The organism is Streptomyces zaomyceticus, from assembly GCF_014656215.1.
Classification (GTDB): Bacteria; Actinomycetota; Actinomycetes; order Streptomycetales; family Streptomycetaceae; genus Streptomyces; species Streptomyces zaomyceticus.
On sequence record NZ_BNBZ01000001.1, the window covers coordinates 21,044 to 35,757 of the forward strand.

Consider the following 14,714-nt stretch of genomic DNA (forward strand, 5'->3'; position numbering starts at 1 on the left):
AACACTTCCCGTTCTGGCCCTTGCTACTTGTAGAACTCGTTACTAACTTTCCCGGCAACTCCTGACGGACCATCAGATCGCCTCATCAGATCGCCTCATCAGAATCCCTCAGATGTGGAGTGTGTTGCCGATGCCCTGTCCCCATCTCCCCGAGGGGTTCGACGCCACCGACCCCGATCTGCTCCGCGACCGCATCCCCTTCCCGGAGTTCGCCCGGCTGCGGCAGACCGCGCCCGTCTGGTGGTGCCCCCAGCCGCCCGGCGTCACCGGCTTCGCGGACGAGGGGTACTGGGCCGTCACGCGCCACGCGGACGTCAAGTACGTCTCCACCCACCCCGAGCTGTTCTCCTCGAACGAGAACACGGCCGTCATCCGCTTCAACGAGCACATCACCCGGGACCAGATCGAGGTCCAGAAGCTGATCATGCTCAACATGGACCCGCCCGAGCACACCCGGGTCCGCCAGATCGTCCAGCGCGGCTTCACCCCCCGGGCGATCCGGAATCTGGAGACCGCCCTGCGCGACCGCGCCCACGCCATCGTCGACGAGGCCAGGCGCGGCGCGGACGCCGACGGCACCTTCGACTTCGTCACCCGGGTCGCCGTCGAACTCCCCCTCCAGGCCATCGCCGAACTCATCGGCGTCCCCCAGGGCGACCGCTCCCGGATCTTCGACTGGTCGAACAAGATGGTCGCGTACGACGACCCCGAGTACGCCATCACCGAGGAGATCGGCGCCGAGGCCGCCATGGAACTCATCGGCTACTCCATGAACATGGCCGCCGCCCGCAAGGAATGCCCGGCCGCCGACATCGTCAGCCAGCTCGTCGCCGCCGAGGGTCAGGGCAACCTCTCCTCCGACGAGTTCGGCTTCTTCGTCCTGCTGCTCGCCGTCGCCGGCAACGAGACCACCCGCAACGCCATCAGCCACGGCATGCACGCCTTCCTCACCCACCCCGACCAGTGGGAACTCTTCAAACGGGAACGGCCGGTCACCACCGCCGAGGAGATCGTGCGCTGGGCGACCCCCGTCGTCTCCTTCCAGCGGACCGCGACCCAGGACACCGAACTCGGCGGCCAGAAGATCGCCCAGGGCGACCGGGTCGGCCTCTTCTACTCCTCCGCCAACAACGACCCCGAGGTCTTCACCGACCCCGAGCGCTTCGACATCACCCGCGACCCCAACCCGCACCTCGGCTTCGGCGGCGGCGGACCCCACTTCTGCCTGGGCAAGTCCCTCGCGATCAAGGAGATCGAGCTGATCTTCAACGCCCTCGCGGACGCCCTGCCCGACCTCACCCTCGCGGGCGAGCCGCGCCGACTGCGGGCGGCCTGGCTGAACGGCGTGAAGGAACTCCGGGTCCGCGCCGGGGCCTGACCGCGCGCGGCGCGGCGGGGTGGGACGGACCGGACCGACACCGGCACCGGCACCGGGACCTCACGGGCGGAGCCGGAACCGGAACGGGATCCGGAGCCTCACGGACGGACCCGGAACCGGAACCTCACCGGCGGAACCGGAGGGCGACCCGGCACGTCCCACCCCGCATGCGGGGGACACACAGAATTCTGACCACCATCGTCGCGCTGCTCGCGCTCCAGCTCGGCTCGCTCGTCGCACCGGCGTACGCCTGTGGCTGCGGCGCCATGATCCCGAGCAAGGACCAGCGCATCGGCGTCGACCGCGAGGAGTCCGCCGTCCGCTGGGACGGGCGGACCGAGACCGTCGTCATGCGCTTCAACGTCCACGGCGACGCCCGGCACGCCGCCTGGATCATGCCCGTGCCGAGCCGCGCCGACGTCACCCTCGGCGACCCCGGACTCTTCGACGCGCTCGACCGGCTCACCGAGCCCGAGCAGCGCGACCGCTTCCACTTCTGGCCGCGCGAGGGCGACTGGCCGTTCGACCTCGACCACGGGGACGGTGCCGGGGCCCCCGCACCCGGCGCGGGCGGAGTCGGGGTCGTCGGCCGTGAACAGCTCGGCCCCTTCGACGTGGCCCGGCTGACCGCCACCGACCCCGGGGCCCTCGGCGACTGGCTGCGCACCCACGGCTTCGAGCTGCCCGAACGGCTCACGGGCGCGCTCCAGCCGTACGTCGACCGACGGTGGGAGTACGTCGCCGTCCGCCTCGCACCCCAGCAGAAGGACGCCGTCCTCCAGGGCGAGCTCACCCCGCTGCGCATCACCTTCGGCTCACCCGAACTCGTCTACCCCATGCGGCTGTCCCGGCTCGCCACGTCCTCCCAGAGTCTCGGCCTGTACATCCTGGCCGAGCACCGGATGGAGCCCCGCTCCCCCATCGGCGGCGACCGCCCCGAGGTGACCTTCGCCGGACGCATCGAGCGTCCCGAGGGTGCCGTCGCCGGGCTCGCCGGAGAACGGCCCGTCCATCTGACGGTCCTCGAGCAGGAGTTCCCGCACCCGGAGCGGATCGACGACGACCACCACCTGCGGGCCGTCGCCGACGCCCCGTACCGCCGGGTCGAATACACCGACCGGCTGCTGACCGTCGGGGGCGGGATCCCCGTCTGGCTGCTGACGGTGGCCGGCGGACTGCTGCTCACCGTCCTCGCGACGCTGCTCGTCGTACGGAGGAACAGTCGCCGCCCGGAGACCGGTCCCGGTGTACGTTCGCCCGCATGACGAACCCTCAGTGGAACGCGGTCGACACCTACTTCACCGAAACCATCGCCCCGGCCGACGAGGCGCTCACCGCGGCGCTCGCCGGGTCCGCGGCGGCCGGGCTGCCCGAGATCGCCGTCGCCCCCAACCAGGGCAAGCTGCTCCACCTGCTCGCCCGGATCCAGGGCGCGCGGAGCATCCTGGAGATCGGCACCCTCGGCGGCTACAGCACGATCTGGCTGGCCCGGGCACTGCCCACCGACGGCCGGCTGATCAGCCTCGAGTACGACCCGGCGCACGCGGAGGTCGCCCGGACCAACATCGCCCGCGCGGGCCTGGACAAGATCGTCGAAGTCCGTACGGGGGCGGCCCTGGACAGCCTGCCGCAGCTGGAGGCGGAGGGCGCGGGCCCCTTCGACCTCTTCTTCATCGACGCCGACAAGGTCAACAACCCGCGTTATGTGGAGTGGGCCCTGAAGCTCTCCCGCCCCGGCTCGGTGATCGTCGTCGACAACGTGGTGCGCGGCGGGAGGATCACCGCTCCGGACCCGGACGACCCGGCGATCACCGGCACCCGCGAACTGTTCGAGCTGGTCGCGGCCGAACCCCGGCTGGACGCGACGGCCGTCCAGACGGTCGGCGCGAAGGGCTACGACGGCCTGCTGCTCGCCCGCGTGATCGGCTGACCGCGCGGGCCCGGCGGCGGCCGGCGCGGGGCCCCGGCGGCGACCGTCAGCGGTAGTCGTCGGGGTGGCCCTGCATCCAGGTGTTGATCTTGTCGCGAGTGCCGAGGAGCAGGTGCTGGTGCTTCTTCAGGTTCTCGAAGGACCGGTCGCCGTCGAGCTCGGTGTCGAGCTTCGCGATGAGTCGGATGGGCTCGGGGAAGTGACCGGGCCCCTTGGCGTCCGCCTTCATGGCCCGGTCCAGACGGTGGAGTTCGTCGTAGACCCGGCCGAGGAAGTACGCGCAGTTGTCCGGGGTGCACGATTCGTTCAGGGTCGCCTGGAGCCCCGCGAAGGCGTCCCGGACCAGGGAGACCGGCTCCGACTGGGTCGCCGAGGGCGTGGCGTCCGGGGTCGCGGCGGGCGCGGTCGTTCCGGCCTCGGTCGGAGCGGCGGTGGCGGTCGCGTCCCCGGTGGCCGTGGCCGTGGCGGTCGCGGGGGCGGAGTCCGTGGGGGTGGCGGTGACGGTCGCCCCCGAGGAGGCCGTCGGGCCGGCCGACCGGTCGTCGCCCTTGTCGGACGCGCCGCAGGAGACGCTCAGCGCACCGAGCAGAAGGACGGCGACGGCAGCGCCCCGCGCTCTGGTCAGGGACGCGGAGCCGGACGTACTCCCGTACCTGGAAGCCGACTTGGACGCCGACGCGGACATGGAAACGGACGTGGACCTGAACATGGGACTCCCCCTGGATCGTCGATGGGGCCGACCCTACCCACACATCACACCCCGTCAGGACCGGGAGCTCTGCCGCCAGCCCGTGAACAGCGGTACCTCGCCCGACGCATCGAGCACGACCACGCCGAACGGCCGGTCGTAGGAGATTCGTTCGATCACCTCGCGGCGGGACGGGGCCGCGCTGCGGCTCATCGTCACCTGGGTGACGGCGGCCGCCTCGACCCCCTCCTCCGCCACCTCGACCAACACCTCCTGCACCACCTTGGAGATGAAGAGGTCCGCCGCGGAGAGCCCCTGGAAATCGGCCCCGGGGCGCAGCGCCCGGGTGATGCCGAGCGCCGCCAGATGCCCGTCGACCTCGGACTTCGTGCGGAGGGAGAACCGGGGAAGGCCGAGGTCGGCCGCGTCGGCCAGAAGCCGCTTCCGCGCCGCCGGCCCCGCCCACGCGGCGGGCAGCACCTCGGTCGGCCCGGCCCCCTCCGGGCCGAGCACGAACCGCACCCGAGCGGCCTCGTCCCCGTCGCAGGGCAGCTCCACGACGGTGACCCCGTCCACGTACCAGACCCAGGAAGCCGGGATCCGCTTCCGCATGGTCGGTACGGACCGGGTGTCGCCGTGGCCGTCGGTGAAGGGCTCGTCGCGCGTGAGGTGTGCGGGGAAGGCGCTCAGCCAGGAGGCCTTCAGCGCCAGGGCGTTGAGCAGGACCAGGTCCTCGGAGCCGTCCAGACCGAGCGGCAGCCCGTCGATCCGGCCGCCGGTGGCCTCCCGCACCCAGGCGTCGAGTTCGCCCTGGGCATCGGGGATCTCCCCCGGGGACATGCCGTCCGTCGCCCCGAACACCTCGTCGGGCAGCGCGAACCGGGCCGCCCCCGGCAACACCCCGAACCGCACGTCGGGCAGTCCCCGCCGGAAGCCGTCGAGGACCGGGACCCTGCTCCACACCCCCGTCGCCGGCGCCACCCCGTCCGTCGCCCCGAGCCGCCGCCCGGCGGCGGTCACCGCCCCGGCGGCCGACTCCCCGTCGACGCCGAGCAGGTCCCGCAGCTCCCCGGCCGTCCGGCCGCGCGCCCCGGACGCCACCGCGGCGAGCGCCAGCCACAGCCCCGCCGGGGAACAGACGAAGTCGTCATCCCCCAGACAGGGCAGCCAGCGCACCGCGAGGGCCTGTACCGCGTCCGCCTCGAGGGCGGTGGGACCGGGAGTCATATCCTGCCTTTCGCGGACTCAGGCCTTGCTCAGTCCTTGATCGGTTCGACGCGAATGGGGTCGGATCCTCCGAGGTAGAGCATGTACCCCGCGAACTCCATGTCCAGGTCCATCCTCTCCGGTGGTACGACATAGAGACCCGCGGTCGGTGCGGGAGCCCAGCCGAAGTTCCGCGGAGGGTGGTACTCCTCGTAGTCCCCCACGTAGAGCCTGGTCGGCGGGATGGACACGGCGCAGACGTCTCCGGCGCGGAGGGTGGCAGCCGCCGGTTCCAGACGGAACGGGCTCCATTCCTGAAGGGAATCGTCACACGGGATCATGACGCGTCCGTTCCAACGGAAGCCGGAGGAATCGTCGATCGTCCTCCAAGGCCATTCCAGCTCGATGTAGCGGCCCGTTCCGACCACCCGGGCGGCCGCCGGCTCGCACGACACCATCACCTGGTCGCCGATCCGAGGAACCATGTCAGATCACCCTTGCTCCGGTGGTAGATGCGGGAGAGCGGATCGCCCTCCCGCCCGCGCGGCCAGCTCCTGGCGCTCGACCAGAATCCCACCCCCGGACCCGGCGCCGGTGCGGGCCTCGCCTCGCGGACGGCGGAGCGGTGAACGTCCGAAAGCCGCCCTCACGCCGTTCCGACCGGCGGATGTACGAGACTGCACCTACGAGATCAAGGCTCGGCGCAGCGCCGGCCTGCGCTTCCCGAGAGGTGTCACATGCCCAGTGTGGTAAAGATCAACGTCCTGACCGTGCCGGCCGAGCAGCGCGAGGTCCTGGAGCAGCGTTTCGCCTCCCGCGCCGGGGCGGTGGAGGGCTCCGACGGCTTCGAGTGGTTCGAGCTGCTGCGCCCCGTCGAGGGCACCGACCAGTACCTGGTGTACACCCGCTGGCGCAGCGAGGAGGACTTCCAGGCGTGGATGAACGGTTCCATGAAGGCCGCCCACGGGGGCGGCGGCGAGGGTGCCGAGCGGCCGAAGCCCGCCGCCTCCGGCTCCGCCCTCTGGTCCTTCGAGGTCGTCCAGCAGGCGTCCCCGAAGAGCTGACCCCCGGCCGGGCACGAGGAAACCCGGCTGCGTGCCGGGCCGTGCGCGCCGCACAATGGCGCGCATGACCTGGACCTTCGCCCCCGAGCCTGTCGACACCCCGGACGCGGCGGCCCTGCGCCGCGACTACTACGACGACGTCGCGAGCCGCTACTGGAAGCGTCCCGCGACGAAGGCGGAGCTCGACGAGGGCCTGACCAACGACGGGGTCGAGCTGCTGACCCCGCCGACCGGGCAGTTCCTGGTGGCCCGGCACGAGGGCAGGGCGGCGGGCTGCGGCGGGGTGCTCCTCCTCGACGAGGACCGCGCCGAACTGACCCGGATCTTCCTGCGCCACGCCTTCCGGGGCCTGGGCGGCGCCGGATCCCTGATCGCCGAGCTGGAACGCTCGGCCCGCGGACTCGGCGCCCGCCGCATGGTCCTGAACACCCGCCTGGACCTGATCGAGGCCCGCGCCCTATACACCCGCCACGGCTACGCGGAGATCCCGGCGTACTGCACGGGCCCGTACATGGACATCTGGTACGGAAAGGATCTCTGACCGGTCCCCCCTGCCCCCGCGGGGCCGGGGGGACGGCCGGTCAGTGGCTCCAGACGACGACGTCGAAGACGCCCCGGGTGTCGGAGGACTGGCCGGCGAGTTCCTTGACGGTCAGCCGGGCGACGCGGCCGTCGTTCGTGGAGGCGCAGAGGACCATGCCGGTCTTGACCTTCATGTCCTCCGAGGTGCCCAGGGTCTCGATGACACCCGCGCAGTCCGCGTACGAGGGTGCCTTCGTCGAGTCCTTCCACACCAGCGCCTTGGCCCCGTCCTCGGGCCGCAGCATGATGCTGCCGAACGGGTAGACGGAGAAGTCGTTCTCCTCCCGGATCTCCGACTCCGCGGGCGGCACCGCATCCAGGTCCTTGGGCTCCGTCCACTCGATCGCCAGGGCGCCCTGCCACTCGACCGTGCCGCCCGGCTTCCCGGTGGGGCTCTGCGGCGCCTGTGCCTCCGGGGACTGCGACGCGTCCGCACCCGGCGAGGCCGTGCTCTGCGAGGAGTCCGTGCCCGTCGAGGGGTCCGCCGGAGTGTCGTCGCCGCCGGCCTCCGCGGCGGAGGGCGTGGCCGAGGTCGCCGGGGGCTGTGCCCGCGGTGCGGACTGCCCGCCGTTGTTGCCGCTCACCAGGTACGTACCGGCGACGCCTATCACCGCCGCCACCAGCGTGGCTCCCGCGCCGATCCAGGCTCCTCGGTGCGAGTTCGAACGCACCTGGACGACCGGGGCGGTCGTGGCGGGTCCGCCGTACCCGCCGCCGTACCCGCCGTACCCGCCCTGCCCCGGACCGGCCGGCGGGTGACCCGGAGGCGCCGGCCGGTTCTGGCGTGGCTCTTCGCTGTTCATCCTGCTCATTCCCCCTGTGACGCGATCTCGCGATCTTGAAGGGGACAGCGTACTGAGCACTTCTGAGTGAGGGTCATACAGGGCGTTCGGTGATCGAGCGGGGCTCAGGCGCGGTGGTCGCGGGGCGGGTCCGGGTCGTGGGGCCGCCTCGGGTCGTGGGGCCGCTCGGCGTCCGAGCCGCTGAGTTCGGCCGTGAGTTCCTCCACCAGCTGCACCAGGTCGGTCGGCCGCTCCGGCCCCCACCAGTCGCCGAGCAGCTCGGCGAGCGAGTCCTCACGGGCCTCGGCGAGCCGGGTGGCCACGCGGACGCCCTCCTCGGTGAGGATCAGCTGGAGTCCCTCCCGGGCGGCCAGCCGCCGTTCCTCCACCTGCCGGGCGGCCTCGGTGATCACCCGCAGCGGTACGGGCACGGTCTCCGCGAGCAGGGCCGGTTCGACGGTGCCGTGACGGCGGATGCGCAGCAGCAGCCAGCTCGCGGCGGGCAGCAGGTCGAACCCGGCACGGGCGGTGATCTTCACGTATATCGTCCTGCGGCCCTCGCGGGAGCCGAGGACGGACAGGGCGCGGGCGCATTCGTCGTACGAGGAGCGTTCGACCGGGTTGGAGGCGAGCGTCTGACTGGTGTCGGGCGCGGTGACCGAGCCCCGCAGTTTGTCCTCCTTGAGGAACCAGGAGACGACGAAGGCCACGAGGACGACGGGGGCCGCGTACAGGAAGACGTCGGTGATGGAGGTCGCGTAGGCGTGCAGCACGGAGGGACGCAGCTCGGCCGGGAGTTCGGCGACGGTCCGCGGATCGGCGGCGACCTGCTCGGCGCCGACGCCGGGCGGGATCTCCTGGCCCGCGGCGGCGGCCCCGGCGAACACGTCGTCGAGTTTGTGGGTGAGCCTGCTGGTGAAGATCGTGCCGAACACGGCGACACCGAACGAGGCTCCGATGGAGCGGAAGAAGGTGGCCCCGGAGGTGGCGACGCCGAGGTCCTCGTAGGGGACGGCGTTCTGCACGACCAGGACGAGGACCTGCATGACCAGACCGAGTCCGGCACCGAAGACGAAGAAGTAGACGCTCATCTCCCCGGTGGAACTGTTCTCCGTCATCTCGTTGAGCAGGAGCAGTCCCAGGGCCGTGACGGCCGTGCCGGCGATCGGGAAGACCTTCCAGCGGCCGGTACGGGAGACGATCTGGCCGGAGACCGTCGAGGTGATCAGCATGCCGGCGACCATGGGCAGCATGTGCACGCCGGACATGGTCGGGGTGACGCCCTGCACGACCTGGAGGAAGGTCGGCAGGAAGGTCATCGCGCCGAACATCGCGAAGCCGACGACGAAGCTGATGACCGCGACCAGGCTGAAGGTCCGGATCCCGAACAGCTTGGGCGGCAGCACCGGTTCGACGGCCCTCCGCTCGACGTGCACGAACCAGACGAGGAGGACGGCTCCGAGGACGGCGAGCCCGATGATCTGCGCCGAACCCCACGCCCACGTCGTGCCGCCGAGGGAGGCGACGAGGACCAGGCAGGTGGCGACCGAGGCGATGAGGAAGGTGCCGAGGTAGTCGATGGTGTGCCGGGTGGAACGCACCGGGATGTGGAGCACGGCGGCGATCACGAAGAGCGCGACGATGCCGATCGGCAGATTGATGTAGAAGACCCAGCGCCAGGAGAGGTGCTGGGTGAAGAGGCCGCCGAGCAGCGGTCCGAGGACGCTGGTCGTGCCGAAGACGGCGCCGAAGAGGCCCTGGTACTTGCCGCGCTCGCGGGGGGACACCAGGTCGCCGACGATCGCCATCGACAGGACCATGAGCCCGCCGCCGCCGAGGCCCTGGAGCGCGCGGAAGGCGATGAGCTGCGGCATGTTCTGGGCGATGCCGCAGAGGGCGGAGCCGATGAGGAAGAGGACGATCGCCGCCTGGAAGAGCTTCTTGCGCCCGTACTGGTCGCCGAGCTTGCCCCAGAGGGGGGTCCCGGCCGTGGACGCCAGCATGTAGGCGGTGACCACCCAGGACAGGTGCTCCATGCCGCCGAGCTCGCTGACGATGGTCGGCAGGGCGGTGGAGACGATGGTCTGGTCGAGGGCCGCGAGCAGCATGCCGAGCAGCAGCGCGCCGATCGCCACGAGGACGGTGCGGTGGCTCCGGCCCTCCCCGGGTGCGGGAGCGCCGCCGCTTCCGGCCGGGGAGGGGCTGACTTCCTGGGCCATCGGCGTCTCCTCGGGGCGTCTCGTCGGGCGTCCCGCCGGACGGCCGATGGGGGCGGCCCCTCCATCCTGTTCCGAATGTCCGGTTATGGCCTGCGGAGAGCACGCCTGTTCGCCCGTCGGATGGGGGTGGGCTGCATAATCGCTCGCAGTTGTCTCGGGGAGGGGACCCATCATGACCGGACATGCCTGTCCTGAATGCGGTGTACAAAGACCTGGCTGCGCCTGCGCCCAGGCGGAGATAGCCGCGGCCGAGGACTTCGATCCGCTGCGGATCAGGCCGTACGTGACGCTGGACGCGCCGGGGGACGTGCCGGGAGGTGCGGACGGGGGCGCGGGCGTTTTCGCGGACCCGGCTCCGGGCGCGGCCGCGCCGGGGCCGTACGCGGCGGGGGGAACGAGCTCGTACGGGGCGGACGATCCAGCGACGGCCCAGCTGGCGGCGATCCGGCCCGACCAGGGGCCGGCCGACATGACGGCGCCGATGCCCGCGGTGGGGGCCACTCAGGGGGCTCAGGGGGCTCAGGGGGCTCAGGGGCCCCAGAGGCCTCACGGGCCCGAGGGAGCCCTGGGCGCGCACGGAGCCATGGGGCCGCAGAGGAATCCCGGGGCGGGGACAGGCGCCGGAGCCGGGTACCCGGACGCGTTCCACCCGGAGGGCGACCCGTCCGAGACCATGCCGCTGCTGCTGCGCGGCGCCGGCGACATCCCCCCGCCCCCCGCTCACGAGCGCGGGCGGGGCCGGGGCCGTGGACGGGGCGCGATGGTCGCGGCCGTGGCGGCCGTCGCCGTGGCGGGCACCGCGGCCCTGGCGGCGGCCATGCTCGGCGGCGGGGACGACTCCGACAACCGGGCGGCCGTGCCCGAGGTGACGACGAGCGCGTCCCTGAACCTCGGCGTCTCGGAGGCTCCGTCCCCCTCCTCCACGAGCCCGGAGCCGACCTCGTCGTCCCCCACCCCGCGCGAGACGTCCTCGTCGCCGACCCCGTCGTCCACTCCCTCCGCGACCGGCACGACGGCGTCGGCGAGCGCCTCGGCGAGCACGACCGGAGCGGCGACGCCCTCGGTCGACCCCTCCTCGACGACGAACGCGCCGACGACGACTCCGCCGGCCACGAAGACACCCCCGGCCGCGTCGCCGGAGGGCGGGGAGGAAGGGATCACCCTGAGCCTGGGCTCCACCGGGCAGGAGGTGCGGGAACTCCAGCGGCGGCTGACCGCGGTGTGGGTCTACGACGGCCGCATCAACGGGAGGTACGACGAGGAGGTCCGGGACGCGGTGGCCCGCTACCAGTCGTGGCGGTACATCCCGGACGACCCGGAGGGCGTGTACGGCCCCGACACGCGCCGGATCCTGGAGGAGAACACGCCCGACATCTGAGCCGCGGGCGCGGTCGCGGGCGGCCTCGGGCGATCCCGGGCAGCCTCCGGCTGTCTCGCGGTCGCGGGCGGTCGCGCCGGGATCCCGGTATGCGGACCGGTTGGCCAAGACGACCCTCGGTTTTGTATCGTAGAAAAACAAAGTGGCCCCGCCCGCAATCCCTGACCGGTGGGCGGGACCGCTTCGTTCTCCGCACCACCCTCTCTGGAGACCCGATGCCTGCCACCACCCCGGCAACGCTCACCGCCCGCGCCCTCCTCCTCGACATGGACGGCACCCTCGTCAACTCGGACGCCGTCGTCGAGCGCTGCTGGCGACGCTGGGCGGAACGGCAGGGCCTCGACGGGGACGCCGTGCTCAAGGTGGTCCACGGCCGCCAGGGGTACGCGACGATGGCCGTCCTCCTCCCGGACCGCCCGATGGACGAGAACCACGCCGACAACCGGGTCATGCTCGCCGAGGAGACCGCCGACCTCGACGGCGTCGTGCCCGTCCCCGGCGCCCCCGCCTTCATGGCCGCCCTCGCGAAGCTGCCGCACGCCCTGGTGACCTCGGCGGACGAGGCCCTCGCCCAGGCGCGGATGGGCGCGGCGGCGCTCCCCGTGCCGACGACCCGGGTCACCGCCGAGGGGGTCGGGGCCAGCAAGCCGGACCCCGAGGGCTTCCTCAAGGGCGCGGCCGAGCTGGGCTTCGCCCCGGCGGACTGCATCGTCTTCGAGGACTCCGAGGCCGGCATACAGGCGGGCCGCGCGGCCGGCATGCGGATCGTGGGCGTGGGCCCGCGCGCGGCGGCCTTCGCACCGGACGTCCACGTCGCCGACCTGACCCGTCTGCGGGTCGAGCCCGCGGCCGACGGCTCGATCACGCTGACCGTCCTTCCGTAGCCCCTCCCCCGGACCTCACGGGACCGGGACCCGAGGCCTCGCGAGACGGGGCCCGAAACCGGACATGACAGGACCCCGGGCCGGGTACGGCCCGGGGTCCTGTCATGTCCGCACGACCACCTCTCGCCGCGATGCGTACGAGCCCCGCCCACCGGGCTCCGTGTCCCCCGCGACGGCCACCCGCGACAGCCGCCGACCTCACCCGCGACGCCCCTCCTCCCCCACCCTCGGCCGGACGATCCTGCCCAGCGCCACCAGTTCGAGAGTGGCCGCCGCGGCCACCGCCTGGACCATGAGCAGGGCGATGAGCACGAACAGCTGGACGGCCCCGGCGTGCAGCGGTGACGCGCCTCCGAGCAGCATGCCCACGAAGGCCCCCGGCAGCGTGACGAGCCCCACCGTGCGCGTCTGGTCCATGCCGGGGAGCAGCGCGTCCGCCGCCGCGCGCCGTGCCACCTCGAGCCGGGCGTCCCGCTGGACGAGCCCGATCGCGAGCCCGGCCTCGACCTCGCCCCGCCGCGTCTCCAGCTCGTCGAGCGCGCGCCGCCCTGCGAGGACGGTGGCGGTGAGCGCGCCCCCGACCAGAATCCCGGTCACGGGGACGAGCGTGATGCCCCGCACCGGCACGAGGCCGGTGAGGACGAGCGCGAGGACGACCGGAGCCACGGCGGCGGCGATCGGGACGCCCGCCCACCACCAGCCGCGTCCCGGTGCCGGGACGACCCGGCGCCCCGCCGTCCGTACGGCCACCGCGTACATCAGGAGCAGGAAGCAGAGCAGCAGCGGCACGGAGCGCACCACCCAGCCGATGACGAGCGAGACGGCGACGAGCTGGACGGCGGCGCGCGCGCCGGCGAGCAGGGTGTCGCGGGCCCGGCCCAGGTGGGTGACGGCGACCACGCCCGCCGCGAGGGCGAGCAGTACGGCGAGCACCGCCCCGAAGGTGACGTCCACTTCGAGAAGCACGCGCCAACCCTAGGACCCCGGGCGGAACCTGTCGCTCCATCAGGATGCGTCACACCCCTTGATGTGACGTGCCCATGTCGCCACCCTGTTACCTGGCGCACCCCCCGTCGAAACCTCGCGCCGCCACCATGACCGGGCCACAGCCCGGCACCCCCGCGGGGACGGCGTCAGCCAAGGTCCCCCCACCTCTAGGGAGTTCCCATGCCCGTCGGCAACATCTACGCGCGTCGACTCGCCGTGCTCGCCACCTCCGCCGCCCTCACCGTCACCGGTCTCCTCGCCACGGCCCCGGCCGCCCAGGCCGCCATGCCCACCCCGGTCAGCGCCGCGACCGCCCGCAGCTACCTGGCCGCGCTCACCGTCAAGGCGGAAGGTTCCTCCTCGGGCTACAGCCGGGACCTCTTCCCGCACTGGATCACCCAGTCCGGCGCCTGCAACACCCGCGAGACCGTCCTCAAGCGCGACGGCGTGAACGTCGTCACGGACTCCAGCTGTGCCGCGACCAGCGGCAGCTGGTACTCGGAATACGACGGCGCCACCTGGACCGTCGCCTCCGACCTCGACATCGACCACATGGTCCCGCTCGCCGAGGCCTGGCGCTCGGGCGCCAACGCGTGGACCACCTCGCAGCGCCAGTCCTTCGCGAACGACCTGACCCGGCCGCAGCTGATAGCCGTGACGGACAACGTCAACCAGTCGAAGGGCGACCAGGACCCGGGCGAGTGGCTGCCCTCGCGGACCGCGTACCGCTGCACGTACGCCCGCGCCTGGGTGCACGTGAAGCACTACTGGAACCTCAGCGTCGACTCCGCGGAGAAGAGCGCCCTGCAGTCCGTCCTCAACGGCTGCTGAGCGCCTCACCACTGACAACACGTCAACAACGGCCACCGGGAAGTGAACCTCACCACACACTTCCCGGTGGCCGAATGTTGAACTTGCAAGCACTAGTGAGGGGTGCCTAACCTTACGGCCTCATCGGTTTCCGTCCCCCACTCCCCGTCCACCCCACGGACGGGTCCAGGCCGAAGGAGTCCCCCCATGAACACCCCGAACACCCCGAACCATCCGGGCAGTCCGAGCGGCGCGAGCGCCCTCACGGACCGCCTCGACCAGAGCCGGCCCTATGCGCTCGGCCTCTTCCGCATCGTCGTCGGCCTGCTCTTCGCCTGCCACGGCGCCGCCTCCCTCTTCGGCGTCCTCGGCGGCGCGATGGGCGGCGGCACGGTCCCGGCCGGCACCTGGCCGGGCTGGTACGCGGCCGTGATCCAGCTCGGCGCGGGCGGCCTGGTCCTGGTCGGCCTGGGCACCCGGAGCGCGGCGTTCCTGGCCTCGGGCTCGATGGCGTACGCGTACTTCAAGGTCCACCAGCCGGAATCCCTCTTCCCGCTGCAGAACGGCGGCGAGACCGCGGCCCTGTTCTGCTGGTCCTTCGCCCTGCTCGTGTTCACCGGCCCCGGCGCGCTGGCTCTCGACCGGCTCTTCGGAAGCCGGGTCGGCGCGGGCGCCACGACGCGCAGGACGAGCGAGGAGCACGAGGAGAAGGCCGCGCCAGTCACGGCCTGAGCCGTACCTCGACGCCGTACGTCGACGGCGTACCTCGACGGCCTGAGCCGTGACGTGACAGCCCGGGCCGCGAC

General features: G+C 72.4%; 16 protein-coding genes. 9 read left to right on the forward strand and 7 right to left on the reverse strand.

Annotated features, from left to right (window positions below; all coding sequences use genetic code 11):
- Window positions 1–130 precede the first annotated feature (130 nt).
- The 3 genes from IE311_RS00105 to IE311_RS00115 all read left to right on the forward strand — a co-directional run bounded on the left by IE311_RS00105 (window position 131) and on the right by IE311_RS00115 (window position 3,308).
- Window positions 131–1,378 carry a cytochrome P450 gene (locus IE311_RS00105; protein WP_189829412.1) on the forward strand — a complete coding sequence of 416 codons (1,248 nt, stop codon included), beginning with the start codon at window positions 131–133 and terminating at the stop codon, window positions 1,376–1,378.
- 167 nt (window positions 1,379–1,545) lie between these two features.
- Window positions 1,546–2,643 (forward strand): DUF2330 domain-containing protein, encoded by a 1,098-nt coding sequence (locus IE311_RS00110; RefSeq protein ID WP_189829413.1) that lies wholly within the window; start codon window positions 1,546–1,548, stop codon window positions 2,641–2,643.
- A complete protein-coding gene (locus IE311_RS00115) occupies window positions 2,640–3,308 on the forward strand; it encodes an O-methyltransferase (RefSeq protein ID WP_189829414.1) in 669 nt (222 codons plus the stop codon). Before IE311_RS00110 ends, IE311_RS00115 begins: the two co-directional genes overlap by 4 nt.
- A 46-nt stretch (window positions 3,309–3,354) precedes the next feature.
- Here the strand turns inward: IE311_RS00115 and IE311_RS00120 are convergent, their stop codons facing one another.
- The 3 genes from IE311_RS00120 to IE311_RS00130 are packed head-to-tail and all read right to left on the reverse strand — an operon-like array spanning window position 3,355 to window position 5,453.
- A complete protein-coding gene (locus tag IE311_RS00120) occupies window positions 3,355–4,017 on the reverse strand; it encodes a hypothetical protein (protein ID WP_229901643.1) in 663 nt (220 codons plus the stop codon).
- A 54-nt stretch (window positions 4,018–4,071) separates the two neighbouring features.
- Window positions 4,072–5,223, reverse strand: coding sequence for a serpin family protein (locus tag IE311_RS00125; RefSeq protein WP_189829415.1), 1,152 nt, complete (start codon window positions 5,221–5,223; stop codon window positions 4,072–4,074).
- A 29-nt stretch (window positions 5,224–5,252) separates the two neighbouring features.
- Entirely contained in the window at window positions 5,253–5,453 is a 201-nt protein-coding gene (locus IE311_RS00130) for a hypothetical protein (protein ID WP_189829416.1), read from the reverse strand.
- 486 nt (window positions 5,454–5,939) lie between these two features.
- On the opposite strand from IE311_RS00130, the gene IE311_RS00135 reads away from it, so the two are divergent.
- Both IE311_RS00135 and IE311_RS00140 read left to right on the forward strand, forming a co-directional pair.
- The gene (locus IE311_RS00135) at window positions 5,940–6,266 is read left to right on the forward strand and encodes an antibiotic biosynthesis monooxygenase family protein (RefSeq protein WP_189829417.1); all 327 of its coding nucleotides are present in this window, start codon (window positions 5,940–5,942) and stop codon (window positions 6,264–6,266) included.
- A 55-nt stretch (window positions 6,267–6,321) separates the two neighbouring features.
- The gene (locus IE311_RS00140; RefSeq protein ID WP_189829418.1) at window positions 6,322–6,807 is read left to right on the forward strand and encodes a GNAT family N-acetyltransferase; all 486 of its coding nucleotides are present in this window, start codon (window positions 6,322–6,324) and stop codon (window positions 6,805–6,807) included.
- A gap of 40 nt (window positions 6,808–6,847) precedes the next feature.
- On the opposite strand, the gene IE311_RS00145 is transcribed toward IE311_RS00140, so the two are convergent.
- The 3 genes from IE311_RS00145 to IE311_RS00155 all read right to left on the reverse strand — a co-directional run bounded on the left by IE311_RS00145 (window position 6,848) and on the right by IE311_RS00155 (window position 11,010).
- Window positions 6,848–7,651, reverse strand: coding sequence for a prolipoprotein diacylglyceryl transferase (locus IE311_RS00145; protein WP_189829419.1), 804 nt, complete (start codon window positions 7,649–7,651; stop codon window positions 6,848–6,850).
- A gap of 104 nt (window positions 7,652–7,755) precedes the next feature.
- Window positions 7,756–9,849 carry an MDR family MFS transporter gene (locus IE311_RS00150; protein WP_189829420.1) on the reverse strand — a complete coding sequence of 698 codons (2,094 nt, stop codon included), beginning with the start codon at window positions 9,847–9,849 and terminating at the stop codon, window positions 7,756–7,758.
- Window positions 9,850–10,569: 720 nt separating this feature from the next.
- Window positions 10,570–11,010: a hypothetical protein gene (locus tag IE311_RS00155; RefSeq protein ID WP_189829421.1), complete on the reverse strand. Its 441-nt coding sequence runs from the start codon at window positions 11,008–11,010 to the stop codon at window positions 10,570–10,572.
- A gap of 28 nt (window positions 11,011–11,038) precedes the next feature.
- Between IE311_RS00155 and IE311_RS00160 the strand changes: the two genes are divergently transcribed.
- Together IE311_RS00160 and IE311_RS00165 are read left to right on the forward strand one after the other, a co-directional pair.
- Window positions 11,039–11,227, forward strand: coding sequence for a peptidoglycan-binding domain-containing protein (locus IE311_RS00160; protein ID WP_189829422.1), 189 nt, complete (start codon window positions 11,039–11,041; stop codon window positions 11,225–11,227).
- A gap of 215 nt (window positions 11,228–11,442) precedes the next feature.
- The gene (locus IE311_RS00165; protein WP_189829423.1) at window positions 11,443–12,111 is read left to right on the forward strand and encodes an HAD-IA family hydrolase; all 669 of its coding nucleotides are present in this window, start codon (window positions 11,443–11,445) and stop codon (window positions 12,109–12,111) included.
- A 198-nt stretch (window positions 12,112–12,309) separates the two neighbouring features.
- Here IE311_RS00165 and IE311_RS00170 read toward each other — a convergent pair whose 3' ends face one another.
- Window positions 12,310–13,077 carry an ABC transporter permease gene (locus tag IE311_RS00170; protein ID WP_189829424.1) on the reverse strand — a complete coding sequence of 256 codons (768 nt, stop codon included), beginning with the start codon at window positions 13,075–13,077 and terminating at the stop codon, window positions 12,310–12,312.
- A gap of 201 nt (window positions 13,078–13,278) precedes the next feature.
- Here IE311_RS00170 and IE311_RS00175 point away from each other — a divergent pair, with 201 nt between their 5' ends.
- Entirely contained in the window at window positions 13,279–13,929 is a 651-nt protein-coding gene (locus tag IE311_RS00175; RefSeq protein ID WP_189829425.1) for an HNH endonuclease family protein, read from the forward strand.
- 186 nt (window positions 13,930–14,115) lie between these two features.
- Window positions 14,116–14,640: a DoxX family protein gene (locus IE311_RS00180; protein WP_189829426.1), complete on the forward strand. Its 525-nt coding sequence runs from the start codon at window positions 14,116–14,118 to the stop codon at window positions 14,638–14,640.
- Window positions 14,641–14,714 lie beyond the last annotated feature (74 nt).

Excerpts from the sequence above, each read along its gene's own strand:
- IE311_RS00105 (WP_189829412.1), top strand. The coding sequence starts at position 131 with ATGCCCTGTCCCCATCTCCCCGAGGGGTTCGACGCCACCGACCCCGAT.
- IE311_RS00110 (WP_189829413.1), top strand. The coding sequence starts at position 1,546 with ATGCGGGGGACACACAGAATTCTGACCACCATCGTCGCGCTGCTCGCG.
- IE311_RS00115 (WP_189829414.1), top strand. The coding sequence starts at position 2,640 with ATGACGAACCCTCAGTGGAACGCGGTCGACACCTACTTCACCGAAACC.
- IE311_RS00120 (WP_229901643.1), bottom strand. The coding sequence starts at position 4,017 with ATGTTCAGGTCCACGTCCGTTTCCATGTCCGCGTCGGCGTCCAAGTCG.
- IE311_RS00125 (WP_189829415.1), bottom strand. The coding sequence starts at position 5,223 with ATGACTCCCGGTCCCACCGCCCTCGAGGCGGACGCGGTACAGGCCCTC.
- IE311_RS00135 (WP_189829417.1), top strand. The coding sequence starts at position 5,940 with ATGCCCAGTGTGGTAAAGATCAACGTCCTGACCGTGCCGGCCGAGCAG.
- IE311_RS00140 (WP_189829418.1), top strand. The coding sequence starts at position 6,322 with ATGGCGCGCATGACCTGGACCTTCGCCCCCGAGCCTGTCGACACCCCG.
- IE311_RS00145 (WP_189829419.1), bottom strand. The coding sequence starts at position 7,651 with ATGAACAGCGAAGAGCCACGCCAGAACCGGCCGGCGCCTCCGGGTCAC.
- IE311_RS00150 (WP_189829420.1), bottom strand. The coding sequence starts at position 9,849 with ATGGCCCAGGAAGTCAGCCCCTCCCCGGCCGGAAGCGGCGGCGCTCCC.
- IE311_RS00165 (WP_189829423.1), top strand. The coding sequence starts at position 11,443 with ATGCCTGCCACCACCCCGGCAACGCTCACCGCCCGCGCCCTCCTCCTC.
- IE311_RS00175 (WP_189829425.1), top strand. The coding sequence starts at position 13,279 with ATGCCCGTCGGCAACATCTACGCGCGTCGACTCGCCGTGCTCGCCACC.
- IE311_RS00180 (WP_189829426.1), top strand. The coding sequence starts at position 14,116 with ATGAACACCCCGAACACCCCGAACCATCCGGGCAGTCCGAGCGGCGCG.